Source organism: Leptothermofonsia sp. ETS-13 (assembly GCF_049200465.1).
GTDB lineage: Bacteria > Cyanobacteriota > Cyanobacteriia > Leptolyngbyales > Leptolyngbyaceae > Leptothermofonsia.
The window spans coordinates 3643385-3660485 of sequence record NZ_CP120836.1; the positions used below are offsets into that span (position 1 = coordinate 3643385).

General features: G+C 50.5%; 17 protein-coding genes and 2 pseudogenes. 11 read left to right on the top strand and 8 right to left on the bottom strand.

Going from position 1 to position 17101, the window contains the following annotated elements:
• Positions 1–43: 43 nt before the first annotated feature.
• The 6 genes and pseudogenes from P4D80_RS16540 to fabG all read left to right on the top strand — a co-directional run.
• Positions 44–282 (top strand): annotated as a pseudogene (locus P4D80_RS16540) (IS1 family transposase); the annotation flags it as partial.
• A 122-nt stretch (positions 283–404) separates the two neighbouring features.
• Positions 405–961, top strand: a pseudogene (locus tag P4D80_RS16545) (IS1634 family transposase); the annotation flags it as partial.
• A 240-nt stretch (positions 962–1201) separates the two neighbouring features.
• Positions 1202–1372: a hypothetical protein gene (locus tag P4D80_RS16550; RefSeq protein ID WP_421655111.1), complete on the top strand. Its 171-nt coding sequence runs from the start codon at positions 1202–1204 to the stop codon at positions 1370–1372.
• Between the two features lie 388 nt (positions 1373–1760).
• On the top strand, positions 1761–2456 hold the full coding sequence (locus tag P4D80_RS16555) for a response regulator transcription factor (RefSeq protein WP_421655113.1): 696 nt from the start codon (positions 1761–1763) through the stop codon (positions 2454–2456).
• A 32-nt stretch (positions 2457–2488) separates the two neighbouring features.
• On the top strand, positions 2489–2695 hold the full coding sequence (locus tag P4D80_RS16560) for a hypothetical protein (protein WP_421655114.1): 207 nt from the start codon (positions 2489–2491) through the stop codon (positions 2693–2695).
• Positions 2696–2806: 111 nt separating this feature from the next.
• Entirely contained in the window at positions 2807–3502 is a 696-nt protein-coding gene (gene fabG / locus P4D80_RS16565) for a 3-oxoacyl-ACP reductase FabG (protein ID WP_421655115.1), read from the top strand.
• Between the two features lie 179 nt (positions 3503–3681).
• Here fabG and ispE read toward each other — a convergent pair whose 3' ends face one another.
• The 3 genes from ispE to purM are packed head-to-tail and all read right to left on the bottom strand — an operon-like array spanning position 3682 to position 6461.
• Positions 3682–4632, bottom strand: coding sequence for a 4-(cytidine 5'-diphospho)-2-C-methyl-D-erythritol kinase (gene ispE, locus P4D80_RS16570; protein WP_421655116.1), 951 nt, complete (start codon positions 4630–4632; stop codon positions 3682–3684).
• A complete protein-coding gene (gene rsmA / locus P4D80_RS16575; RefSeq protein ID WP_421655117.1) occupies positions 4586–5428 on the bottom strand; it encodes a 16S rRNA (adenine(1518)-N(6)/adenine(1519)-N(6))-dimethyltransferase RsmA in 843 nt (280 codons plus the stop codon). The genes ispE and rsmA overlap by 47 nt, the downstream gene beginning before the upstream one ends.
• 4 nt (positions 5429–5432) lie before the next feature.
• Positions 5433–6461, bottom strand: a complete 1029-nt coding sequence (gene purM, locus P4D80_RS16580) for a phosphoribosylformylglycinamidine cyclo-ligase (protein WP_421655118.1) — start codon at positions 6459–6461, stop codon at positions 5433–5435.
• Between the two features lie 509 nt (positions 6462–6970).
• Between purM and P4D80_RS16585 the strand changes: the two genes are divergently transcribed.
• The gene (locus P4D80_RS16585; RefSeq protein WP_421655119.1) at positions 6971–8089 is read left to right on the top strand and encodes a septal ring lytic transglycosylase RlpA family protein; all 1119 of its coding nucleotides are present in this window, start codon (positions 6971–6973) and stop codon (positions 8087–8089) included.
• 3 nt (positions 8090–8092) lie between these two features.
• Here the strand turns inward: P4D80_RS16585 and P4D80_RS16590 are convergent, their stop codons facing one another.
• Positions 8093–9337 (bottom strand): class I SAM-dependent methyltransferase, encoded by a 1245-nt coding sequence (locus P4D80_RS16590; RefSeq protein ID WP_421655121.1) that lies wholly within the window; start codon positions 9335–9337, stop codon positions 8093–8095.
• Between the two features lie 132 nt (positions 9338–9469).
• Positions 9470–9664: a hypothetical protein gene (locus P4D80_RS16595; protein ID WP_421655122.1), complete on the bottom strand. Its 195-nt coding sequence runs from the start codon at positions 9662–9664 to the stop codon at positions 9470–9472.
• Positions 9665–9855: 191 nt separating this feature from the next.
• On the opposite strand from P4D80_RS16595, the gene P4D80_RS16600 reads away from it, so the two are divergent.
• A complete protein-coding gene (locus P4D80_RS16600) occupies positions 9856–10899 on the top strand; it encodes a C39 family peptidase (protein ID WP_421655123.1) in 1044 nt (347 codons plus the stop codon).
• A gap of 4 nt (positions 10900–10903) precedes the next feature.
• On the opposite strand, the gene P4D80_RS16605 is transcribed toward P4D80_RS16600, so the two are convergent.
• Positions 10904–11134, bottom strand: coding sequence for a hypothetical protein (locus P4D80_RS16605; protein ID WP_421655124.1), 231 nt, complete (start codon positions 11132–11134; stop codon positions 10904–10906).
• A 353-nt stretch (positions 11135–11487) separates the two neighbouring features.
• Here P4D80_RS16605 and P4D80_RS16610 point away from each other — a divergent pair, with 353 nt between their 5' ends.
• Complete coding sequence (locus P4D80_RS16610; RefSeq protein WP_421655126.1) at positions 11488–11997, top strand: TIGR00725 family protein; 510 nt, start codon at positions 11488–11490, stop codon at positions 11995–11997.
• 41 nt (positions 11998–12038) lie between these two features.
• Here the strand turns inward: P4D80_RS16610 and P4D80_RS16615 are convergent, their stop codons facing one another.
• Positions 12039–12665, bottom strand: a complete 627-nt coding sequence (locus P4D80_RS16615) for a transposase (protein ID WP_421655128.1) — start codon at positions 12663–12665, stop codon at positions 12039–12041.
• The gene (locus P4D80_RS16620; protein ID WP_421655129.1) at positions 12662–13003 is read right to left on the bottom strand and encodes a helix-turn-helix domain-containing protein; all 342 of its coding nucleotides are present in this window, start codon (positions 13001–13003) and stop codon (positions 12662–12664) included. Before P4D80_RS16620 ends, P4D80_RS16615 begins: the two co-directional genes overlap by 4 nt.
• A 500-nt stretch (positions 13004–13503) precedes the next feature.
• Here P4D80_RS16620 and P4D80_RS16625 point away from each other — a divergent pair, with 500 nt between their 5' ends.
• Together P4D80_RS16625 and dnaK are read left to right on the top strand one after the other, a co-directional pair.
• A complete protein-coding gene (locus tag P4D80_RS16625; protein ID WP_421655130.1) occupies positions 13504–14061 on the top strand; it encodes an Hsp20/alpha crystallin family protein in 558 nt (185 codons plus the stop codon).
• A 771-nt stretch (positions 14062–14832) separates the two neighbouring features.
• Positions 14833–16740 carry a molecular chaperone DnaK gene (gene dnaK / locus P4D80_RS16630; protein ID WP_421655131.1) on the top strand — a complete coding sequence of 636 codons (1908 nt, stop codon included), beginning with the start codon at positions 14833–14835 and terminating at the stop codon, positions 16738–16740.
• Positions 16741–17101: the final 361 nt, after the last annotated feature.

A 17101-nucleotide genomic window follows, 5' to 3' on the forward strand; every position in this document is an offset into this window, starting at 1 on the left:
ACGCCTGAGTAGATGGGAGGGATAGGCGAAGCGGTGTTTGTGATGGCAATCTTTGTCTGCAGTTTATCGCCCATAGGCGATCGCCTACACTGACTTTTGGCCAGCGGAAAAAGCAGTTCTATCGAACAAGCATCATCGAACGGTGGGCAAAGAGACTGGAAAAGCCAGCTAAATTGAGCAATTCAACAATACGTTAATACCTTGCGGCAACAAGTGTCTTGGTTAGTGCGAAAAACCTTGTCCTTTTCCAAATCCTTGGAGAAGCACATCGGTGCCACTTAGTATTTCATCCATCACTACAATGCATCCCACATTCCGCCCTTTGAAGTGTCCCATCGAGGATTTAAGCCCATACTTTTCTAAAATCAAACCGCAAAAGGAGGTGCGATACAAGCTAGCAGAACCTGGACCATCTTGGAATTGTTGCCGGATGGGTAGACCAACTGGAGATTGTTGAACAAATCAATCAGCAACTGGGAGAAGCCCCCCGAGAGCAGGTCAGTCCAGGAGTGATGGTGAAAGCCATGATTCTGAATGGGTTGGGACTGGTTTCTGCTCCTTTGTATCCATTCGAACAATTTTTTGTGGGCGAAGCAACGGAGCATCTGTTTGGGGAAGGGATGCCGGCGGAGCATCTCAATGACGATCAGCTGGGACGGGTGCTTGATAGGTTGTATCTGCATGGGTTGAGCCTATTGTTTACGGTCATTTTCTTAAGGCAGCCAAGAAGGTTGGCGTGGAGCGCAAGAGGGCCTATTTCGACGCGACCTCGTTTGCCGTCGAGGGCAATTATTTAGAATCAGCCGTTGTTGAAGATGCGAATCCCCTGTCGATCGCCATTACCTACAGGTACTCCCGTGACCACCGTCGTGATTTGAAACAGTTTGTGATGAACCTGGTGTGTTGGAGTGACGGAGATATTCCAGCCTTGATTGAGTTAGCAGATGGGAATCAGTCAGATATAGCGGTAGTCATTGTGGTTAGGACGGGGTGCAGGGGTGGAACCCCTGGCTGGGGGCTTCGCCCCCACTCCCTCTCTAATTCCAATGTCCTAACGCACCTGCGTAGAGCTATAAAACTCGGTTTGCAGGTCTGATTCAGGAGTTTAAAGGGAGGGCAGCAAAGGTTCCATCATCGCCAACTTCACCTATCTACGTTTAGGGGCGGTTCGTCAAGATTTACCAGGACATGATGTCTAGTTGTGTTGCGTCTTACCCACGATGGGGAGATGGAAACTGACCTATCCAATGCCCCCACCCAGACCTCTGAACCAACCCGCATCCGCCTGAGTGGGATGCGTTGGTCGATTGACCCCTGCTTTGAGGCGGGCGAGCAATACTTAGGTATGGGTGATTATGAAGTGCGCTATTAGCAAGGATTGCATTACCACATGCCCCTCCTCTGTATTTCTGCCCATCACTTCTTGGTGGATTTAAAATGCAAACTTCTAAAAAATGCCATTGTTGAGCTTGCCATCGGTCTATTTACTTCTCGCTTGTGGGCTTCCTCGCCAAGCCTTTGAACCTGGCTGGGCGATCGCAGTGCTTCAGTACCACCCAAGATGTACTTATCCGACCTCCCTGTCTCATTGTCGTCGCTTGAAACTATAAGGTCGGTTGCCAGATGTTTCGTTGTAGTACTAAGTTGAGCATGATGTTGCGGAGTATAGTTGAGACCATAACGAAAGAGAAAACTTAGTCAGTTGCACTAATGACTATCGTTACAATAGGTCTATAAGGAGTTAGAAGAAAGGGTTCCAGATGGCTGGTCAACTGTTGTTAGTCGATGACGAACCGGGCCTGCGTGAGGCAGTGCAGGCCTACCTTGAAGACAGCGGATTTACCGTTGATGTTGCCAGCAATGCTACTGAAGGGCTGGAACTGGCTCACCAAAAGCTTCCTGATCTGGTGATTACCGACATTATGATGCCCCAGGTGGATGGCTATCAGTTTTTGAAGCAGCTTCGGGAAGAACCCCAGTTTAAAACTCTACCCGTTGTGTTTTTGACAGCACGGGGCATGACATCCGATCGCATCCAGGGCTACAACGCTGGAGTTGATGCTTACCTTTCCAAACCCTTCGATCCCGATGAACTGGTGGCGATTGTCACTAATTTGTTGGAAAAACAGAGTGCATTGAGAGATGCAGCCGCTTCCGATGAGGGGCACAATATCGCTGAACTGGCCCGCCAAATGGCAGAAATTAGAGCAATGCTGATGCAGAAAGGCGCGATCGCCCAGTCTCCCACTCCCATCAAAATCGACTTCACCCCCCGTGAACAAAGCGTTCTGGAACTGGTCGTTGATGGCTTGATGAATAAAGAAATTGCCCGTCGCCTTGATACTAGCGTTCGGAATGTCGAAAAATACGTTAGTCGTTTGTTCAGCAAAACAGGTACCAACAGTCGCACCGAACTGGTTCGTTATGCACTGGAACATGGCTTGACGAAAAATTGATCCAAAACAACTCCGCTTAGGAAAGTGCCAGGATGGCCTTCATTTCTCCCAAATCACTGACCTTTGAAGCTTTTCTTTCCCAGTATCAAGACAATCCCCGCTACGAGCTAGCGGATGGAGAACTCATCAACATGGAACCAACCGGTCCTCACTTCACCACTTTTTCCGCAACTCCATCTCCGCCTGGAGGATGTCCTACCGTGCTAAATAACCATGTCAGGCTTCAGTTGATTGAGTAGTAGTTGCTACAAGCAGCGATCGCTCCTCATCTCCCCTGGATTTCTCCCGATCTCCGGCTTCCATGCAAAATGTAGGAAGCGATCGCGATTCATCACAGAACTCGGAGATCTATGAAAGGTAAGAAAGTTCTATTAACAGGTGGAACAGGTGGGCTGGGTCTGGGCGTAACACCGACTGTACTGGCACGGGGAGCGGAGGTCACGATTCCCTATCACAATCCTAAAGAAGTGGAGCGGCTGAAAGGCTTTTTGTCTCCTGCCGACTTCACCCGGATTCAATTTGTCGCGGTGGATTTGACGGACGAATCAGCAGTGCAGCAGCTAGTAGACAGCATGGAGCAGGTGGATGTACTGATTCATCTGGTAGGCGGCTTTTCCATGGGTCCAACCCATGCATACAGCCTGGAACAATGGAAACAGGACTTTGACTTAAACCTGACTACGACCTTTCTGGTTTGTAAACATAGCCTCAGAAGAATGCTAGAGCATGGCTACGGGCGAATTGTGACCACCGGGTCGCGAGGCGCAGTGCAACCCGCTGGGCAACTGGCAGCTTATTGTGCATCAAAAGCAGGAGTGGTGGCATTGACACAGGCGATCGCCGACGAAACCAGAGGCACTAACATTACTGCCAACGTTGTTCTACCCAGTGTTATCGATACTCCAGCCAATCGAGCTGCAATGGGAGCAGAAAATGCTTCCCAATGGGTAAAACCCGAATCGCTGGCAGAGGTTATCTGTTTTTTAGCCTCAGAAGCAGCTCGTGATATACGAGGTGCAGCCGTTCCCGTCTATGGGAATGTTTGAGGGTGGCTTTATTCTTCCCCAGCTAAGTAGGTAGCCATAATTAAGCCATAATTAACCATAATTAATTTGTAAACGGGGGAGTGGGGGCTGTGCTCCCAGGCAGGGAGTTTCACCCCCCCTCCACCCCCAAAATTATCCTTAATTCCAAAATTATCCTTAATTTAATTGCGCCTAGCTACTTATTCAATAACCTGAATCCCAGCCTGCCGGAAGCGGGTTACCCAAAGGTCTAAGTCGGGGTCGGAAATCTTTGCTCTCATTTCCTGCTTGATGTGCTCTGCCTGCGCTTGCGACTCTGCCAGGGCAAAGACAGTGGGGCCAGAACCGGACATCATGGTGCCCAGCGTACCGATTTGCTGAAAGGTTTCCCGCAGTTGTAAAACCTGAGGATATTCGGGCAGCACCACTTTTTCCAGATCGTTGTACAGCAATTTGCCAATCTGGGCTCCATCGCGGTGGGCGATCGCGGCCATCATGGGACCTGCATGAACTTGCTGCCGCCGCTGGTCAAGCGCGGTCTCCTTTAAATAGGAATCGCCAAACTTCTGTCGGTAGGTTTTGTAGGCCCAGGGTGTGGACACTGAAAGCGTGCGGTACTTGGCCAGCACTGCATACAGATTGTCCAGCCCAGGCAAGGCATCCAACTTTTCGCCACGTCCCGTTGCCAGGGCTGTGCCTCCTGCAATACAAAATGGCACATCCGAACCTAACTGGGCACCCAAGTCCTGAAGTTCGTCGTAGGTCAATCCCAAATTCCACAGCAGGTCAATCCCCACCAGAACGGCGGCGGCATTGCTGGAGCCACCCGCCATTCCGGCACCTACTGGAGTTTGTTTATTTATATAGATATCCACTCCACCTAGACGGGCAAAATGGTCTGGAAACTGTTGACTCATTAATGCCGCTGCCCGATAGGCCAGATTACTGCTGTCACCCGGTACCTGGGGATGGTCACAGCGGACGTGAATGGTCTGCGTACCATTGGCACAAATCTCAATCTGGTCTGCCAGATCCACACTCTGGAGTACCATGATCAGTTCATGGAAGCCATCAGGGCGATCGCCCAGAATTTCCAGGTAGAGATTAATTTTGGCGGGAGCCAGTAGCGAGTAGGAACGCATCAAATTCATTACTTAGCGCGACCCAGTTCTCGACGCTCAAATCTTCGGCACGAGACTGGGGGTTTACATTCAATTGTTCCAGCAAGTGGCTCAGTTGGTCACTGTCAATCAGGCTTTTCAGATTGTTTCGCAGCATTTTGCGCTTACTGGAAAAGCCAAGTTTGATTAAAGTTTCCATCTGACACGGGTCCTGGGCAGGTACATCAATCGGGCGGGGATGCAGGCGTACCACTGCCGAATCCACTTTGGGTGGTGGCTGAAAGGCTTTGGCGGGAACCTCACAAATAAATTGACACTCTGCCAGATACTGGACCCGGACAGACAGCGCACCGAACTGGGTAGAACCGGGTTTTGCCGTCAGGCGATGGGCGACTTCCCGCTGAACCAGCAGCACGATCGCCTCAAAGGGTCGGGGATTGGGACGGGCGATCGTGCCCAGCAGTTTTTCCAGAATCGGCCCTGTGATGTTATAGGGAATGTTGGCAACCACTTTGTTGGGGTTTTGGAATTTGGGAAAGGGTTGTAAAAGTGCATTTAGATCCAGCGTGAGAAAATCCCCTTGTAGCAACAAAAAATTTTCGATTTTTCCTAACTTTTTAGTCAAAATTTCACACAAATCCCGGTCGATTTCTACGGCAATAACTGACTCAGCTAAAGGCAATAATTGGCGGGTGAGTATACCAGTACCAGGGCCAATTTCTAATACGCGATCGCCCGTCGTTAGCTCTGCTGCCGCAACAACTTTACTTAGAGCCTTTTCACTCCGAAGCCAGTGCTGGCCAAACTTTTTAAGAGCTTTGGGCACTGTACTACTCCGGTAAACCCACTAATTCACCCTGCCCAGAGATTACCTGCCCAATTGCATAAGCGGGGATATTTTGAGACTCAAAATAGTGGATAGCTTCTGTTACCTGGTCAGAGGGAACTAAAACAACAAATCCAATTCCCATATTAAATGTATTGAACATAGCAGCAGGGCTCACATTACCTTCTCTTGCCAGCCATTCAAAAATTGGCAGAACCACCCAGGAATCAGGATTGATTTTAATAGCCTGACCTGTGCCCAGACAACGGGGCAGATTTTCTGGCAGTCCACCCCCCGTAATGTGCGCCATCCCGTGAATCTCCAACCCCTGGTGGAGAGCAGCAAAGACAGGCTTTACATAAATTTGCGTAGGAGTCAGCAAAACCTCTCCCAGGCTTTTGCCTCCCAGTGTTGGGGGGCGATCGCTCCAGTCGAAGCCGCGATCGTGGACAATCTTCCGCACCAAGCTGAAACCGTTACTGTGAACACCCTGACTTGCTAAACCCACGGCTACATCTCCCACCTGCACCTGAGATCCGTCCAGGAGTCGGCGCCTTTCCACAATGCCAACGCAAAAACCCGCCAGATCATACTCCCCAGCCTGGTAGAATCCAGGCATTTCAGCCGTTTCGCCACCTAAGAGGGCACATCCTGCCTGGTGACATCCTGTCACAATCCCTGCAATGACCTGCTCCAGCTGAGCGGGGTTGAGATGTCCCGTTGCCAGGTAATCCAAAAAAAACAAAGGCTCTGCGCCACTGGTTAGCACATCATTGACACACATTGCCACCAGATCTATGCCAACAGTATCGTGGCGATCAAGGCTGTGTGCCAGTTTCAGTTTTGTGCCAACTCCATCCGTTCCCGACACAAGAACTGGCTCTTGATAGCCCGCTGGCAGTTGGAAGAGGCCACTAAACCCACCCAAACCGCCCACAACCTCTGGTCGAACAGTACTGTTCACCATCCGCCGAATCCGGTCTACAAACGCCCGGCCCGCTTCAACGTCTACCCCCGCTTCGCGGTAATCCATGCCCTCTGCTCCCTTCTAACCCCTAGCCCCTTCTGCATCTGCCGCATCCCCAACCTTTATCCTATTCTCTAGCCAAACGGTGCCCATCGCTTCGGTGAGCCATTTGCGTAGGTTGTATTGTACTTGGCTCAGAGCCAATCCGAGAACCAGGCGGAGATAGCAACCAGGACCGCTCCCCGTTCCAGAGCCTCTGTCAAAGAATCGGCACAAAAAGTATGAAGATTTCATAAAGTTACTGTAAAGTTTCTGGAATGAAAGAAACTGGTGAAACCTTTGCTCAGTAACGGATTGAACCTAATTTAGGTTCAAGAAGGTTTAATGAACTTCACAGTGGATTTGTAGGATCCCTGATCCCCAATGGAAAAACTTCGTGATAATCTGTTGCAGTTCTGAAACTCCGGAGTGAACACGGAACGAGTACGAGTTAGTGCTGTGCCAGCCAATTGAGTGTCATGCCCAGTTGTATCGGCCTCGCTTTCTCGCAGCAGATGCCCTTCACACATGAGTGTATGAATCAAAAACTTCTAAGTGGTCTAACTGCGACCTTGCTGATTTCAACCGTTGGTCTTCCCCTCGCAGGAAAGGCCAATTCTTCTGAAGCAGTTGACCAGCGTTCTGAGACGAATCTCAAAATAGCCTCCAACCAATCTTCTAACCCGGCCCTCGACCTGTCGAGTGAGGTGGTTAAGCTAGGAGAGCAGCCGTCTCAACCAGCTACTGAAGCCAATGGGGCGGCGATCGCCAAAGTTCATGCCCATGAACTCGCGGGGCGCAAAGCAGCAACCCTCTATGTCCGCAATATTCCCGTTCTGACCGTCCTCAGTTCTACAAAAGCTGCCTCCGAAGGCGTCAAAATGGGAGTTCAGCAGCCCAACACTTCCATGTTGGGGATCCAGGACAAAGGGCTGGCTACTTCAAATCAGCAGGAATCGTCTTTCGAATCTGCTCCAGAAGCCAGCCAAAATCCAACCTCCTCTGCTTCTCCCCCAAAAGAGGTAAAGGCAACTCAGGGAGACGCCGTGTGGCGAGCATCGGAAATCGCTGCCAGGTTGAATCAGCTCAACCGTGATGGGTTTGACGCCAAAAATATCACCGTGGCCTGGGAAGCAAAATCAGGCTATGTCATCAAAGCCCGTGATCTAACCCTGGCTGTGGTTGATTCCAACACTATCCTGCCGGACACCACCCGCAACCTGGAGAGTGACGCCCTCCAGGCCACCAATCGCCTCCGCCGTTTATTAGGCAACGCTGACCCCCTATCCGAGGTCACCGGCAAACCCCGCCGTCGAACAGAAGTTTCCATCGGGCCCTTCCGAATTGCCCTGAGCGGAATGGCATCCTGGTATGGTCCTGGCTTTGATGGCAACCAGAGCGCCAGCGGCGAAATTTTCAGTCAACACAAGATGACGGCAGCCCACCGGAGTTTACCCTTTGGCACCCGGGTGCGGGTGACCAATCTGGACAATGGTATGTCGGTCATCGTGCGAATCAACGATCGCGGCCCCTTTCACGGCAACCGGATTATTGATCTGTCTACGGCAGCCGCACGGGTACTGGGTTTGATCCAGACCGGGGTTGCGCCGGTACGACTGGACATTGTGGATCCCAAAACCGTGGCAGATAACTGAGCATTACTCCTGCCGCAGACCTTTCAGGGGTTCATTATTTTCCACGCCTTTGCCTTGAATTAAAACACCAAAGTTACCCAGACCCACCGGATTAACAAGCTGTTGCAAGGCATCTCGACGGCGGAGGATTTCAACGATGGCTTGGGGATCGCTGGTTTCAGATTGGCTCAGGGCAGCGAGGCGATCGCCCAACCCCAACGCCATCAAAAACATACCCTGTTTTGTAAAGCCAAGAGTGCGCAACCCCCACCGCTCTCCCTGCCGTTGCAAGGCTGTAAAGTCTACGTGGGCAGTGATGTCTTGCTCCCCAACGTAAATGTAGGGGTTGGAATGATGTCTATGACGGTAATAGCACTGCAAGGTTCCCTGTGATCGCATCGGGTGGTAATAGCGATCGCTCGTATATCCATAATCAATGGTTAAAACATAACCACGCTTGAGTTTCTCGGCCACGGTGGTCATCCAATCCAGCGCGGCCAAGTTTACTTCTGTTCGATACCCATTCGGGTAAGCACCAGAAAACAAATTAATGCCCACCTGATCAAAGTACTTCACCAGATATGGAGTAGACAGATCACCCACCACTTCAACAAACGGGACTTCTGCCTCAGCTTCTGGCTGTACCGTTACATATACTTCTCGCAACTGCCCCGTTTCCAGAATCACCTGATGAACAGGCAAGGCATCCACCAACTCATTGGAAAAAAAGCAACCCGTAATCGATTCCGCAGGCAAATCTTCAAACCGGCACCATCGCAAGCGATTTCCCATCATTTCCAGAGGTTTCAATTGCCGCCGCTGTTCCACCATTAAAGCCGCTGCCCGCTCGATAATGAGGTACTCCAGTGATTCAAAAAATGAGGGGTAGCTTTTTTGCACGTAACCCAAAATATCGGATGCCAGAAGTCCCTGTCCGGCTCCCATTTCTACCAGAAGAAAGGGGTGTGGCTGACCCATGACTTCCCACATCTGAACAAATTGCTCAGCCAGTAGCTCTCCAAAGTCTGCCCCCAAATGGGGAGAGGTAAAGAAATCCCCCCGCGTACCAATTTGTGAAGCACTACTGGCGTAGTAACCGTGAAGCGGATGGTACAGCGCCAGTTCCATAAATTCAAAAAAGGGAATCCTGAAACGAGGACTCTCGGCAATCCGTTGAACGATCAGGATGCCGAGAGTCGAAAAATTGGACGAATTTCCTCCCAACTGCGCTGCCATGTCCACCACCCGTAGCGGCTTATATTGTGACATAGGCAGAGGGCCTGGCAGAACGAGAATTGATTTGCTAGACCATGCTTTTGCTTTGGACGCATTAAGCATTGAATCCTATTCAATTTTTTCAACACCACACTCCGCAAACACAGCAAACACCAATGACATGATTTAGCTGGGCTGGCTAACCTCGCCCTGGCCCACATCAAAGGTGATGGCAAACTTAGCATGGGGTTGGGTTTGTTTTAGAACACGGAGGTAGGCTTCTGCATCGTTGCGACGCCGAAAGCGTGTAACGGTCAATTGCTTCAGATTCGGTAATAATTTGTGAATTACCCAGGGATTGAGTTGCTGTTGATAGTTCATTGTCCTAATCTTTAGTGGCTAATGGTTTCCTTGCGCCAGGTAGGAGGTTGGTAGATGAAAAGTGAAACTAGTGCGGTCAATTCCTAAAACACTATATCTAGTCTTACCTGGCAACGTACCTACTATAGATAGCGGTTAACCCGCTAAACCGCAAATCTTTTTACAAAAGTACATATTGAGTAGCCAGGTCAATGTCCATCCAGTTGAAAGTCACTCAAACCACCCTTTTCAAACGCACCAGCGAGCCCTCCTCGCAGTTGCCTTCAGAAGATAAAGTTGAGGTTGCAGCCGGTCGAGTATTTGACATTCATTCCTGGAAAGTTGTTGATCCAAGTCACGTTCGAGTGGCGCTGCTGCGGGATTCGTTAGGCACTCCACCTCGCAATACCTGGTGTGCCTATATTCCTCATATTCAACTGATCAGGCCACCCAGCATCCGGGTGATTCAAAACACAGTCCTTAAGCAGTCCATCGCAGATGCTTCTCAGTTACCCCCTGAGGATAAAGTGGCGATCGCCGCCGGGAGAATTTTCAATCTCCAATCCTGGGCCACGGCCAGTAGCAATCATCTTAAGTTAGCCCTTCTGTGGGATAACCTTGGAACCCCACCCCGCAACACCTGGTATGCCTACGCTCCCCACCTTCAATTCATCAATCGCCAACCGCAACCTGTACCTATTTCCCAATCCCTTACCCCCAATCCGGGTGGCTTACCCGTCACGGTTCGCCTGAACGTTCCCTACAAGAGCCAGTTGGATAATGCTTTGAATCCTTCTGGAGCCTGTAATGTTACCTCCTTCGCCATGGTGATGGCTTACTTTCGAATCCGAGGAACTACCGGAGTTGGGCAGTTGGAGGATGAGCTTTACCGATATATGGAAAACAACGGTTTGAGCCGCTGGGATCCCTACGATCTGGCAACCATGGCTCGTAATTACGGATTAGTGGACGATTATACTGAGCGGGGCAGGCTGTACGACATTCGGAAAGCGATCGCCGAAGGCCGTCCCTGTATTATCCACGGTTACTTCACGGATTTCGGACACATCATTGTCGTGCGCGGTTACGACCAGTACGGATTTTTTGTCAACGATCCCTATGGTGAGTGGACCTCCTCTGGATACCGAAACGATCTTTCTGGAGCGAACCTTCACTACTCCAACTCACTCATCCAAACAAAATGTTCGCCTGAAGGCGAAGACTATATCTGGCTGCACCGGCTGGCCAGACGGTGAATCATTAGTTTTTCTTGAGCTTCTCTACTTTTTGGCACCAGGCTTGTTTTTGGGAATTCCAGGTCTCACGGGTTCTACAGTTATAGTTGGGTTGGGCAGGAGCGGGACGTTGAGCAATTACACCCATTACCGTTCGCGCTGTTGAGGAGGGGTTTGCCTGCCCCCCCCCATAATCACTCAAACCAATTGAGCCTAAACAGACTCCCAGAGTTAGTAGGGCAATTTCACCTCTCATCTCAAACTCCTCTCACCAAATCTTTCCACTTCTTCACGCTCTTACTGACGACACTCAGGCAAAATCTTTCCCGAGAACCAGAAAATTTTTCTGAGATTAATCTTTCCAGAAATCAAATTGGGAGCGATTGAGGATGTCTGGATTCGTGACTTCCTTAACTAATGCTGACTCAGGATCGACTGATTCAGTAGGGAAATCGGGGTTCTTCACATTAGCAACACTCAGGGATGAGAAGCCTGAACAAATTTGTCTGCTTACCATATGCAGATGATGCCAATGATGGTGTACCAGAAATATTGGTTTCGCATGTAAGGATACTAATGTAATGGCCCCTACTGGATTGGTGGACTGCCATGAGTAAAACAATCATTGGGGTCATGGGACCCGGTGAAGGAGCAACCGTCCAGGAAACCCAGGCCGCGTATCAACTCGGCAAACACATTGCCTTAGCTGGTTGGATTTTGCTGACCGGTGGCCGCAATTCTGGTGTGATGGATGCCGCTAACCAGGGCGCAAAAAGTGTCAATGGTTTGACTGTGGGTATTCTGCCAGCGAGCGATCGCCAGCACCTCTCCAAGGCTGTAGACATTCCAATCCTCACGGGAATGGGTAGTGCCCGCAACAATATTAATGTGCTTTCCAGTGATGTCATCATTGCCTGTGGGATGGGTGCAGGCACTGCTTCTGAGGTGGCTCTGGCGCTGAAAGCAGGCAAACCTGTTATTTTGTTAAATCCCAGTCTGGAAAGCCAGGCATTTTTTCAACAGTTAGCAAACAATCAGATATTTATAGCCGACGAGGTAGAAGAAGCGATCGCCCTCACCCGCCAACTTCTTTCTCGCCAGTCTAACCCATCAGCATAGAGTAAGTAACTAGTACCCAGCGGCATAACAACACATAGCTGTCATGAGGTCAGAGGCTTGCCCGTATAGTTCCACTTGAAAGGTTTGGCCATGGTGCGATTGAAGTAGTCGATGAAGTCAAGAATCTTGGCGCTGAGCTGAGCTTGACTAGTGAAACTGGCCCGTCGCAGCCACTTGCGCCTGAGAATGGAGAACCAGATTTCGATTGGGTTGAGCCAGGAGCAATGCTTTGGGGTGAAATATATGACCAGGCGGTGCTGTGGATTGCTCAAGAAAGCAGCCCGGGTGGCCATCGATTTCAGGATGCCGGATTTGCCTTTGCGCCCTAACGGCGGTGGTTCGGGTTCCAGGGCGACCGCCAGTGGCACCAGAGCTACCGATTGGTGGGTGTTGAGACAGTCCATGACCAGATGAATTTTAGGGGCATCGGTGACTTGGGCGAGTAGGGCGTCGAGATGAGCCGCTAAATCTTGCTCGGTTCGGGTGTCGCCCACAGTCGCCTGGTCAATGCATCCAGTGGCGACATTCAAGGTGGCAATCAGGCTTTGGGTGCCATGACGCTGGTACTCAAATTCCACCCGCACACAGCGTCCGGGTTTCATCTCAATATCCGGCATCACGCGCTCCAAGGCTTGGATGCCCGTCATTTCATCAAGACTGTAGGTCATCTCCCCACGTTCGGCCCGCGCAGCCGCTTGTTCGTAGACCTGGCAGATGTCTTGGACTTTGGTGGCAAAGTCCAGGTCGGGGGATGAAGCCAGTAGGGACTCTGGTGCGGTTTCAGTTCGGCTTCGGCTAACAAACGCCTGACATGGCGACCACTGATCCGCGCCACAAGGCCTTGTTTGACCAGTTGATCAGCTAACTCTGGAGGGGTCCAGTGACTGATGGGGCGTCCAGAGTGCTCGGGCGGGGCACAAGCGAGGGCATAGAGTTGAGTGATTTGCTCCAAGGTAAACGTGGCGGGGGCACCGGGACGGGGGGCATCGGCTAAGCGCTCCGACACTGGCAACTCAGCCGAGCTCTCGAGCAATCTGACCTTGGCTGTCTCCCTGGCTGGCACGCAGAATGATCTGCGCTCACAATGCCAGTTGTTGGGGCGTACTTGGTCGCTTCACCAACTGCTCTAGTTCACGACGCTCGGATTCACTCACAATCAGGGCGGGAAGGGCAGGACCAGGCATCAGACTCAATCCTCCAACACCGATTCCTTCAGGATATGCCCATTTCCGCCGCGCGGTATTAGGCGCAATTAAATTAGGGCTAAGTTCGGGGGTGGAGGGGGTGAAACCCTACTCCCGCCTTCAATTAATTATGGCTACCTACTTAATGGCTACCTACTTAGTTCCGAATCGGGAACCCTAACCAGAAGTTTACGGTTTGCCTCAATGCGGCCTATTCCGATCTTTTTTACATTAGAAACATCAACACAAAGTCAATGGATCTGGCTTCTTTTTTCTATTTCACCCACTTTCTATTTCACCCACTGTTGGAGGTCATCCCCCTATGGCAATCATTCGCTGGCAACCCTGGCAAGAAATGGAAACCTTGCGCCAACAAATGGACCAGCTATTTGATGAGTTCGTTCCCGTGACTCGTGGTGCCTCTTTTAGCAATGGCAACAGAAATGCCTGGGCACCAGCGATCGAACTGAAGAGCACCGATACAGAACTGGTTCTGCGCGCTGAATTGCCTGGTATCAATGCTCAAGACCTGGACATCCAGGTATCTCGCGAAGCCGTTTCTATCTCTGGCGAGTACAAGACCAAAACTGAATCTAAGGAAGGCCGGGTTATTCGTTCTGAGTTTCGTTATGGCAGCTTCCATCGTGTCATTCCACTACCCGTTGCTATCCGTAACAACGAGGTGAAAGCCGAACTCAAAGATGGTATCCTCACTCTTTCTCTGCCTAAATTCGAAGCTGATCGCCCCAAAGTCGTGAAAGTTAATTTAAGTGGTGTCGCAACCGAACCTGCTTTAGAAGCCAGTTCCAATGGTAAATCCCAGACTGTAACTGAGCCAGCCGAAGGCGACGTGTGGGCAGAAGTCACTAAGAACTCGTAGTCTGCCAAGGAGATTTTGAAGGGTTGCCAACCTTTCACCCCGTTAAATTGGTTTTTACGGGTTCAGACAACTAGGCAAAGTTCCTTCGGTGATCCACTCGTGTTGCAAACACTAAATTTTGCAACATGAGGGTCTGGGGGCTTCGCCTCCAGGCCACGGGTTCCACCCCCTCCACTCCCGAATCTATCTTCAATTTAATTTTGTCCGGTTACTTAATGAAACGAGAAGTGGATAGGTGGGAGAGTGATGGAATGATGAGTGGATAAGTGGATGGGCGATTAGGTAAGCCATGCTTTCATAAGCCATGCTTTCACTCGGTTACTCTCTTACTCCATTACTTCCTACTCCATCACTCCATTCCATCCCCTTTAGCCTTGAATTCAGAACTCAAAACTCCTTGACCCCTCACCTGATTAACAATCAACAACTAAGGCGTTGCTGAAAAGCAGTATGCATCGAAACGAAGTTTCGAGCATACTGCACCTATTTCATATCCGAATTCAGCAACGCCACAACTAACGACTAACAACTTTCTCTTTCCGAACCGTCCAAGCAGGTACGGTAAATACGCCTTCATCAGATTGGGCAACCACACGCACTATAGAGAGTAGGCGCATTATGTGCAGTTTCTAAGGTCTGCTCTTGATGTTGGGGTTGTCTCGGTTTTAGCTGAGTTCTAACCCGGCTTACTTTAACCCTGCATCGAATTTGCTGGCGGATTGCCACCCTCTTAAAATTTTTCCCTTATGTAGTGATGGAGCCAAAGCACAAATGGCAAAAGTTGTCGGAATTGATTTAGGTACAACTAACTCGTGCGTCGCGGTGATGGAGGGTGGCAAGCCCACTGTCATTGCTAATGCTGAAGGTTTTCGCACCACGCCCTCGGTCGTTGCATTTGCAAAAAATGGCGATCGCCTTGTCGGTCAAATCGCCAAGCGTCAGGCAGTAATGAACCCGGAGAATACGTTTTACTCCGTCAAGCGATTTATTGGTCGTCGGTACGACGAAATCACCCACGAGGCAACCGAAGTCGCCTACAAGGTTTTGAATGTCAATGGCAATGTGAAGCTGGAGTGTCCTGCCGTTGGCAAGCAATTTGCACCCGAAGAAATTTCTGCCCAGGTATTGCGGAAGCTGGTTGATGATGCCAGTAAGTATCTGGGTGAACAGGTAACTCAGGCAGTCATTACCGTTCCCGCTTACTTCAACGACTCTCAGCGTCAGGCAACCAAAGACGCAGGTAAGATTGCGGGTATTGAAGTGCTGCGGATTATCAACGAACCCACCGCGGCTTCTCTCGCCTACGGTCTCGACAAGAAGAGCAACGAAACGATTCTAGTGTTTGACCTGGGTGGTGGTACGTTTGATGTATCGGTACTGGAAGTGGGCGATGGCGTGTTTGAAGTTCTGGCGACTTCCGGTGACACCCACTTAGGTGGTGATGACTTCGACAAGAAGATTGTGGATTATCTAGCAGAGGAATTCAGAAAAGCAGAAGGGATTGACCTGAGAAAGGATAGGCAAGCTCTGCAACGCCTAACTGAAGCCGCCGAGAAAGCCAAGATTGATCTTTCCAGCTTAACCCAAGCAGAAGTGAATTTGCCCTTTATCACTGCTACTCAAGACGGCCCCAAACACCTGGATATGGTGTTGACCCGTCAGAAGTTTGAAGAACTGTGCTCTGATCTAATTGATCGCTGCCGCGTCCCGGTTGAAAATGCACTCCGTGATGCCAAACTAGACAAGAGCCGGATCGATGAAGTGGTACTGGTGGGTGGCTCAACTCGGATCCCGGCAGTACAGCAACTTGTTAAGCGCCTCTTGGCTAAAGATCCCAACCAGACCGTTAATCCGGATGAAGTCGTTGCCGTGGGTGCAGCGATTCAAGCTGGGGTGCTGGCTGGAGAAGTGAAAGACATCCTGCTGTTGGATGTCACTCCCCTCTCTCTAGGGGTGGAAACTCTGGGTGGCGTGATGACCAAGATCATCCCTCGCAATACTACCATTCCTACCAAAAAGTCCGAAGTTTTCTCAACGGCAGTAGATGGGCAAAGCAATGTAGAAATTCACGTCCTGCAAGGTGAGCGGGAAATGGCTAACGATAACAAAAGCCTGGGTACCTTCCGTCTGGATGGGATTCCTCCAGCTCCCCGCGGTGTACCCCAGATCGAAGTTACCTTCGACATTGATGCCAATGGCATTCTAAATGTAACTGCAAAGGATAAGGGCACCGGTAAGGAACAATCCATCAGCATCACAGGTGCTTCCACCCTGCCGAAAGAGGATGTTGAACGGATGGTGCGCGAAGCCGAAATGAACGCTGCTGCTGATCGCGAAAAGCGCGAGAGAATCGACCTGAAGAACCAGGCAGACTCTCTGGCTTACCAGGCTGAAAAACAGATGAGCGAACTGGGAGACAAGGTGCCCGCCGCCGACAAGACTAAAGTCGAGGGCATGATTAAAGACCTGCGGGATGCGATCGCCCAGGAAAACTTTGATCGGATTAAGTCCCTAATGACCGAACTTCAGCAAACCCTTTACACCATTGGCAGCAGCATTTACCAGCAGACCGGAGGCGCTGACGGTGCAGGCTCCCCTCCTCCTGGTAATGAACCGCCCTCTTCAAGAGGTAGCAGTGATGATGACGTTATCGATGCTGACTTCACTGAATCCAAATAACCTCCACTCGCGGTAGAGCCTTCAAACGCTCCTTAAATTACAAGAGGCTGATAGAAGCAGGAATACTGATCTATCAGCCTTTTCTTATGGAAAAATTTCGATGACCTTGGGAGTTTCGCGGTTGAACTATAGCCACCAGGCTCAAGACGGGGTACAGGGGGTGGAAAACTCCCGGTGGAGGCGAAGCCCCCCTAAAGCCAATGTCCTAAGCAACCTGACGACAGCTATAGACCTCAAGAAATGGCGAGAGAGCGATTCCCCACGCCCCCGTCGATGCAACCCAATAGAGCTTTATGGCAGAAGTTTTCCATCAGTTGTTTGGATGAACATCCATTTACCCATCCACTCATCTACCCATCCA